Source organism: Neobacillus drentensis (assembly GCF_036966985.1).
GTDB classification, from domain to species: Bacteria; Bacillota; Bacilli; order Bacillales; family Cytobacillaceae; genus Neobacillus; species Neobacillus drentensis_E.
On the sequence record NZ_JBALSN010000362.1, the window covers coordinates 1 to 6,344 of the forward strand.

Here is a 6,344-nt window from a genome sequence, read left to right on the forward strand (position 1 = left end):
TTGTAATACACTATTAAGCAAAACATTAGCACCTTTTGCGCAGTCTTCATAGGAAGTGAATTCATCTTCACGATGACTGTAGCCATTTACACTTGGTACAAAAATCATTGCCGTTGGTATATAAGAGGCGATGAATTGAGCATCATGGCCAGCGCCGCTATACATTCGATTTTCTTTATAGTCTAACTCTTTGCAAGTAGATTCCACAGCATTGATTACTTCTTCATTAAAGTCAACCGTATCTCGATCCCATAGAAGGGTTGATTTTACTGAGCATTCATTTAAATTTTTCGGTAATCGCTCCACTATCTGGTTTACTTCGGCAATGACCCCGGGATCCTGATGTCTTGCCTCTAAAGTAAAGGTTACCTCTGAAGGAATAACGGTATGGATATTTGGATAAGCATTGATTCTTCCGATGGTATATACAAGATCCGAGTCTAGTCTTTGTAATTGTTTTTGCATATCTGCAATCATATTGGCAGCCGTGAACATTGGATCCTTACGCATGCTAATCGGTGTGGTACCTGCATGATTGGATTCTCCATTGACAGTGATTTCGTAGCATACCATTCCTAGCACACCTACTACAACACCGATATCTAAGTTTTTCCTTTCAAGTACAGGTCCTTGTTCAATATGCAATTCGATATAAGCACTCGCTTCTTTTAAACGATTTTTCACAGGTCCCTCGAAACCGCTTTCATTTAATGCTTGAGCAAATGTAATGCCATTTCTATCTGTTGAAGCAAGCATTTTGGTTTTATCAAACTTTCCGGATAACACACCGGAAGCCATAAGAGATGGCTCAAACCGGGCCCCTTCTTCATTTGTAAAATTGACAATTGTAATTGGGTAGTCTAACTCGATATTTTCATCTTTTATCGTATAGACAGTCTCTAAAGCAGTTAGGACACCAAGCACACCATCGAAACGTCCGCCTTTAACAACAGAGTCTAAATGAGAACCGATGACAATAGGAGGCAAATTTTTCTTTCCAGGTAAGGTCGCATACATCGTCCCCATATCATCGCATGTTACAGTCATTCCTATTTCTTCACATAATGTTTGGAATTTCTGACGTGCTGCGATATCCTCCGCAGATAATGAAAGCCTCGTTACTCCATTGTTATCGGTTTTGCCAAACAAACTAAATAAATCAATTAATTTTTCAAGTCGATTCGGATTACACTTTATCACAAAGAGCCCTCCTTTAATTATTTTGCCAATTCTTCTACTACCTCGGAACTTTCTCTTGCTGCAAATGTGTTAGTTAGTAAACTTACACTCACTCCAATGAAAATATTAATAGCAATGGCTACAAAACCAATGTTGATATCATTAATGACACTTGAAATATTTGGAAAAATATTCACTAATTTAAATGCAGTAACTGAATTAAATAAGACGATGGAAACCCCTGTGATAATACCGGCCATAGCCCCGTACGCATTCATGAACTTTGTATTATAGAAACCAAAAATCAGCGCAGGCACTAATTGAGTAATTAAACCATATGACATGATATTTAAAATAGCCAAAGCTTCTCCGCCGAAAATACTGAAAAAATAAGCCGTTAAAATAATGAATAAAACAAATAATTTAGACACGGTCAGCTGCTGGCGATCGCTTGAATTTGGCTTAATTAACTTATAAAAACCTGTCATTAACCCGACTGCTCCAGACATGACCATAACGGATACCGGTACTAACGCCGTAAGTACGCCGGCCCCGCCAACAATTCCGACAAACCAAGGATCAAATGTTTGCATCGTGAGACGCAACAGTGACAAGTCACCGTCAGCACCTTCTAAACCAGGTACTTGAATAATCGCTGAAAATCCAATAAAGAAGGCAAATAAAATTAAAATCGTATACAACGGCAGCGTGATCGCATTTTTCTTTAATGCACGTTCAGATCTAGCCGATAATACTACACTAAACGACTGTGGTAATAGGTAAAAACCAAATGCATTTAATACGATGGTAGAAATAAACCATGACTTACTAAAGCCTTCAGATGCAAAGGTTAAAACTTCCGGTTTAGCGGTTTGAAGGGCTTCGAATAAAGGCCTGATTCCGCCAAAATAATGATAAGGAATATAGATACCTAAGAATACAATTACAAATAAAATCATGATATCTTTTAATACGGCATTCCAGGCGGATCCATGGATACCGGAGACAGTAACATAGATCGTCACAATCGCTGCACCGATCGTCGAAGCCATTAATGGTGAAATGGTTCCATAAGAAGCTTCTGATACGATGATTCCTAATCCTTTTAATTGAATGACGATATATGGGATGAGCGCGATTAAACCGATGAAAGCGACGACCAAACCAAGAGCTTTACTTTTATAAGTTTTCATAAAGTATTGGGGCTGTGAAATAACCCCATGCTTGTTCGCAAAACGCCAAATTTTAGGGACCATCCAATAGGAAAGCACATAGGCCAAGCAAATATAGGCTGGAACATAGTAAGCTGCTGCACCTTTTGAATAGGCCCATCCGCTGCCTCCTAAAAAAGTAAAGGTGGTGTAAACTTCACCTGCAATAAGCAGGAATACGAATAGTGTGCCAAATCCTTTATTCCCAACCGCGAATTCATTGACGTTCATTTCTTTTCCACGGGTTGCTCGAATTCCTAAGTATAAAGCGACAATAGCTACGAGAAAGATAATGACCAAAGCACTATTCATTACACTTCACTTCCTTTATTTGCAGGATCTAATTTATACACGATGAGCAGAACTACCGATGATAGAATCATCCATAACACTATCCAAAATAGTAAGAAAGGCACTCCTAAAACATACGGTTCAATCCGATCAGCTACTGGCAAAAGGACACACATTCCAATGAAAGGAATAATCAGTAAAAGCTGCGCATACTTTCTCACTTAATTCCCACTCCCATCCTATTCTTGTTTTTTTCATAAACAATTTCACCATCTAGCATCGTTGCATCCACTTTAATGTCGGTTATCTTTTCGATAGGACTGTTTAATAGAGAAGTATCTAATATCACTAAATCTGCCAATTTACCTTCTTCAATGCTGCCTTTCATCTTTTCATCAAAGCTTGCAAAAGCTGCGTTATACGTATACATGCGAATGGCATCCATGAGAGACACTTGTTGTTGCTGTCCAAATGCTGTCCCTTGTCGGGTTAACCTGGCAACGGCTGTGTAAATGCCCACAAGTGGGTTAACGGTTGTGATCGGTGCATCTGAGCCAGCGGCGGTGATGATGCCTTGGTTCATTAAATCCTTCGCCGCATACATATAATCAGTACGTTCACCATAATTGCGAATATAACTTTCACCGAATTCATATGGGAAGGATGGATTGAGTACCGGAATAACATTTAGCCCCCTAGCTTTTTCCTGCAAGTCCGGCGGACAAATTCCTAAATGCTCGACACGATGGCGATGATCCTCACGCGGATGTTCTTCTAATAAACGTTCAATCACACCCAAATATTGCTCAATCGCCTTATCTCCTTGGGCATGGACGGTAATTTGATAGTCATTTTGATGGGCTTCTGAAAGGATGGAATAAAGTTCCTCTTCTGTATACATCAAGTAACCGTAATTGTCCCCATCACTTGTGTAAGGCTCGCGCGTAGCGATGGTCGGTCCTGTACTGCTGCCATCCGTAAATAGTTTGGCAGGGCCAATTTTGAAAAACTCATTGCCCGTATGGGTCATGACACCAGCCTTTATCATGTTTTTCGTAAAGTTTTCGCAATCGTTTAGACTAGCAATCATGGCATAAGTCCTGACTTTTAGTTGCTTTTTATTTGAAGCCTTTTGCATGATTCTAAAGGTGTTTTCGTCAAATCCTCCTGCATCATGGACACTTGTAATTCCATAAGCAAATAATTGTTCTTGCGCTTTTGTCAGCGCATCAAACAATTCTTCATCACTATAAGTCACATATTGATTAAATTGTAAAAAGGCATTCTCGATAAGGCGGCCTGTAAATTTGCCGTCGTTGTCTTTTTCTATGGTTCCGCCTTGAGGATCAGGTGTAGCTGCATCAATATCGGCTAACTTTAAGGCAGCTGAATTCACAATGCCGATATGCCCGCAGGTACGGGTGATGACAATCGGGTGTTCTTCTGTTAGTTGATCAAGTTCCTGAATAGTGGGATAACGTTGTTCTTCTACCATTAACTCATTGAATCCAAATACGCGAATAACTTGTCCACTTTTCGCCTTTTGAACAATGGCTGCTAATTTTTCTAATAGCTCTTCTATCGAGTGAATCGAGGGTTCTTTACAGTTGAGGTGCATTAATGTATTGCCGTATAAAAAAAGATGCATATGAGCATCAATCAGACCTGGTAAAACAGATCTTCCATGCAAATCAATGACTTTTGTTGAGGAAGTAATGCGCTTTTTAATTTCTTCTGTTGTTCCTACTGCTACGATTTTGTTGTCTTCTATCAAACATGCTTCAAAGACTTCGTTTCTACTATTCACTGAAATGACTTCACCGTTTAATAGAGCTGTCTGACTCATTGGGTCACTCCTTTATCTGAATTTTTAGATGATAACAAAAATAAATATAACATAGCTTTTTAGCAACTCGGTATGAACATAATGTAAAGAAGTTTTCTTAACTGTTTTACATTATGTTATATTATTCTTTGTAAGCGCTTTTTTGGAAGGGGGGTCAACATGTCTTATTCGCTAACAGTTCAAGATTTATTTGATAAAAAACATTTTCAAAACGTGGAAATGATAGCAGGTCATGGCGGGGTTTCCAATACAATCAAGTGGGTTCATATACTAGAATCGAAAGAGATTACTAGTTTAATAAAGGGCAACGAATTAATTTTAACAACCGGAATTCAACTCATTGAGGAAAAGACTCTATTCAATTTTGTAGAACAACTGATCGAAAAAGAAGCAGCCGGTTTATGTATTGAATTTGGTGAACATATTCAATCAGTACCACATCAAGTAATAAAGCTGGCTGATTTTCATTGTTTCCCTATTCTTGTGTTTAGCGAAGTCGTTCCCTTTATTGAAATAACACAGGAAATACATAGTATATTAATTAATCAACAGTATGAAATGATCAAACGGCTGGAGGATTATTCTCAAGAAATCAACAAATTAACATTGAAGATCACTCATTATGAACATATTTTACTGAGACTTAATAGATTTTTAAACATGAACGTTGCCTTTATCATCAACGGGCAGCAACCATTGTTTATACCAAATGAGAAACACCATATATATCAGACCTTCAGAAACAATTATGAAACAAAGGGAAGTTCCAAGCATTTTGCCAAATGTGAAGTAAATATACTAGAAGAACGTTATGGTGAAGTCTGTATTTTCACAGAGGACCGTACAATCAATGAGTTTGAATTGTTAGTATTGGATCGAACGGTTATTGCCCTATCACAATATTTGTTACGCAGCTTATATATAGAAGAGAAACAAAATATGCACTCTCGCATGTTATTAGAGGCTTGGCTAGGTGGGAAGGTTGAAGATTCTGTAATCACTTCCTTCTTAAAGGAGCAGAGTTTTCACCATTTATTAAATTGCTCTTACTTTGTATTAATCGATCAGATTAAGAAATCCAAAAAAGAAAATGACTTAAATTATTACAAATTATACTCCAGGAATGTTTTTGAAAAAAAAGGATTTGTCTTATTTCTATTAGAAGAAAAACAACGGCTCATTTATATTATTGCGGATATCTATGGACACGATCTAAAACACCGGATTATCGAGTGCATTGAGAAAATCAAGGACTTTAGAAAGAATCAAAAATATATAGATCTATCTGTCACTACGGCTGTCGGGCAGATTGTAAAACAATATAAATTAGTACATCAAAGTTACGAAACGGCACAGGATACTCTGTTAATCCGAAGTAATGCTGCTCATCTTTCTTATTTTTATGAAGATCTGTACTTACATCAATTAGTTCTTCAGCTGCAAAAAAATAAAGCCATTATGGATTTAGCCAAAAGATATTTAGAGCCCCTCTATGAATACGATGCTAAAAATAATGGGAATTTGATTACAACCTTACAGGTTTATCTACAGAATAATTGTCAGAAGAATGAGACGGCTGAAAAGCTATTTATTGTTCGTCAAACGTTATATCATCGTTTGTCTAAGATTGAAAGCTTAATAGGCAGTGATTATATGCTTCCGCCTAAGCGTCTTGTTGTTGAATTAATGCTGCTTGCTACTCAATTTAATTTCCAGTCTGCAGATGTAGAAAATCTCTCTTAAGAAAGAGGGATTTTTTTTCGTGAAGGCTCCGTTAAAGTGCCTGTTGATTTCCGCTCCAGGCACAAGCGGTTCGC

General features: G+C 37.8%; 5 protein-coding genes. 1 reads left to right on the forward strand and 4 read right to left on the reverse strand.

Annotated features, from left to right (window positions below; translation table 11 throughout):
- From V7659_RS21765 to V7659_RS21780, 4 genes are all read right to left on the reverse strand, one after another.
- Positions 1 to 1,200 (reverse strand): Zn-dependent hydrolase (locus V7659_RS21765; RefSeq protein ID WP_335542196.1); only part of this gene is annotated, 1,200 nt, incomplete at its 3' end.
- Positions 1,201 to 1,217: 17 nt separating this feature from the next.
- On the reverse strand, positions 1,218 to 2,702 hold the full coding sequence (locus tag V7659_RS21770) for a sodium:solute symporter family protein (protein ID WP_335542198.1): 1,485 nt from the start codon (positions 2,700 to 2,702) through the stop codon (positions 1,218 to 1,220).
- A complete protein-coding gene (locus V7659_RS21775; protein ID WP_335542200.1) occupies positions 2,702 to 2,902 on the reverse strand; it encodes a DUF3311 domain-containing protein in 201 nt (66 codons plus the stop codon). The genes V7659_RS21770 and V7659_RS21775 overlap by 1 nt, the downstream gene beginning before the upstream one ends.
- Positions 2,899 to 4,527, reverse strand: a complete 1,629-nt coding sequence (locus tag V7659_RS21780) for an amidohydrolase (protein WP_335542201.1) — start codon at positions 4,525 to 4,527, stop codon at positions 2,899 to 2,901. Before V7659_RS21780 ends, V7659_RS21775 begins: the two co-directional genes overlap by 4 nt.
- 159 nt (positions 4,528 to 4,686) lie before the next feature.
- Between V7659_RS21780 and V7659_RS21785 the strand changes: the two genes are divergently transcribed.
- Positions 4,687 to 6,270, forward strand: a complete 1,584-nt coding sequence (locus V7659_RS21785) for a PucR family transcriptional regulator (RefSeq protein WP_335542203.1) — start codon at positions 4,687 to 4,689, stop codon at positions 6,268 to 6,270.
- Positions 6,271 to 6,344 lie beyond the last annotated feature (74 nt).

What these genes read in the sequence shown, in the direction of transcription:
- V7659_RS21770 (WP_335542198.1), bottom strand. Translation starts at nt 2,702, where the DNA reads ATGAATAGTGCTTTGGTCATTATCTTTCTCGTAGCTATTGTCGCTTTA.
- V7659_RS21780 (WP_335542201.1), bottom strand. Translation starts at nt 4,527, where the DNA reads ATGAGTCAGACAGCTCTATTAAACGGTGAAGTCATTTCAGTGAATAGT.
- V7659_RS21785 (WP_335542203.1), top strand. Translation starts at nt 4,687, where the DNA reads ATGTCTTATTCGCTAACAGTTCAAGATTTATTTGATAAAAAACATTTT.